At 71.2% G+C, this 1,915-nt stretch carries 2 protein-coding genes; one reads left to right on the plus strand and one right to left on the minus strand.

Annotation, left to right across the window (positions count from 1 at the left end; genetic code table 11):
* Positions 1–918, minus strand: a 918-nt coding sequence (dapA, locus tag AB0915_RS39080; protein WP_366696149.1) for a 4-hydroxy-tetrahydrodipicolinate synthase, incomplete at its 3' end; no start/stop codon positions are given.
* Positions 919–1,125: 207 nt separating this feature from the next.
* Between dapA and AB0915_RS39085 the strand changes: the two genes are divergently transcribed.
* Positions 1,126–1,776, plus strand: coding sequence for a DUF4232 domain-containing protein (locus AB0915_RS39085; protein ID WP_366696151.1), 651 nt, complete (start codon positions 1,126–1,128; stop codon positions 1,774–1,776).
* Positions 1,777–1,915 lie beyond the last annotated feature (139 nt).

Here is a 1,915-nt window from a genome sequence, read left to right on the forward strand (position 1 = left end):
GAGGAACATTCGAGCGCGATCGGCCATGACGGTCGACGCCCTGATACTCGCGCTTTCGATGGCCGGAGCGAGTAATCCGGAATTCTGAGGTCGGGCCCGGACCGGTCCGGCGCCGAGCAGCGCCTTGGCCGTCACGGTGCCGGGCAGCCCGGACGACATCATCAGCTCGGCCAGCGGAACGGTCAGCCGGTTGAGCCGGGCCGCCTCGGCGGTGTCCCCGGCGTCGAAAGCGTCCAGGACCGCCCGCAGCTGCCGGGGCGCCACATTGGCGACCGTACTCACATAGCCCGCCGCGCCCACCGCGTACAGCGGCAGGTTGAGCTCCTCGCAGCCCGAGTAGTACGAGAGCGAGCCCGCGCCGATCACCTTCGTCGAGCCGAGCAGGTCGTACGCGCAGTCCTTCACGGCCACGATGCGCGGATGGTCCGCGAGCCGCAGCAGGGTCTCCGGCTCGATGCGGGTGCCGGTGCGGCCGGGGATGTCGTACAGCATCAGGGGAACGCCGGTCGCGTCGGCGACGCGCCTGAAGTGTGCCTCGACGGCGGGCTGTGGCGGTCTGCTGTAGTAGGGCGTCACGACCAATAGGCCGTCCGCGCCTGCCCGTTCGGTCTGCCGGGCCAGCTCGACGGTGTGCCGGGTGTCCGCACTGCCCACCCCGGCGACCAGCGGCACACCTGCGCCGACCGCCTCACGGACCGCGCGCAGCAGCGCGGTCTTCTCGGCGTCGGTGGTGGTCGGGGACTCACCGGTGGTGCCGTTGAGCACCAGGCCGTCGCAGCCGTCGGCGACGAGACCGGCGGCGTGGATCCCGGCAGCGTCCAGGTTCAGCTCGCCGTCGGCGGTGAACGGCGTGATCATGGCGCAGAGGGCGCGGCCGAAGGGGGCTGCGGGGGTGGCTGGGGCTTCAGGGGCTGTCATGCCCGAAGTGTCCGCCGCCCCGACCGTGAAGGTCTACTTAGTTCTGCTTGAGGTGAAGGAGTAGACATGCTCAACCATTGGTGTGAGGGGCGGGACCGCGGTCTGACATGATCGAACGCCTATGCGGCAGGCCGATGCGGGGGCGGGTGCACGGGTATGCGGGGACCGGCGGGTACCAGGACGGGCACCGGAGCGCGGAGAGGGGCAGTGGCCGCCTGCTTCGCCGGGGCGCTGGCTCTGACGCTGTCGGGATGCGCCGGATTTCTCGTACCGGCGGGCGAGGGCGAGCCGGAGCCGACTCCGAGCGCGTCGCACACGCCGGACGTGCACGCGGACAAGCTGGATCCGTCCGACCTGGCCATCGCCCCGTCCCCCGACCGGCCGCCCCCAGAGGGCGTTCCCGGCTCCACACCCACCCCGAGCCCCGTCGTCACCGGCGACTGCCCGTCCTCCGGCGTCGTCGTGGACATGGGTGAGGTGCAAGCGGCGCTGGGCCACCGGGCCGTGTCGCTCACCCTCACCAACTGCGGCAGCAAGCCGTTCCGGGTGGACGGCTACCCGTCCGTGCGGGCCCTGGACGACAAGGGCGATCCGCTGCCGGTTCCGGTGAACCCGGGCTCCTCGTACATGGGTACCGACCGGGGGCCGAAAGAGGTCATGCTGAAGCCGGGGGAGGTACTGCACGCGCTGCTCGCCTGGGTGTCCACCTCGACCGGCGGCGAGCTCATCGAGGGCGACGCGCTGGCGATCGCGCCGGCTCCGGGGCTGGAGGCGCGCACGTTCCCGCTGGAGGGGAGCGACGTACGGCTGCTCGACGAGCTGAACATGACCGCCTGGCGAGCCGTTTCGCCCCCCTAGGGCCTGTTCTGAGTTCCCCGCCTGCGCCCCGATGCCCGACACCGCACGCCGAGCGCCCTCAACCGCACCCTGAGGCAGCACCGCAGCCGCGAGGATTTGTCACGCAACCGAGAATCCGGAGTCATGTCATCCGCTTGAG

The organism is Streptomyces sp. NPDC048411 (genome assembly GCF_040704695.1).
GTDB lineage: Bacteria > Actinomycetota > Actinomycetes > Streptomycetales > Streptomycetaceae > Streptomyces.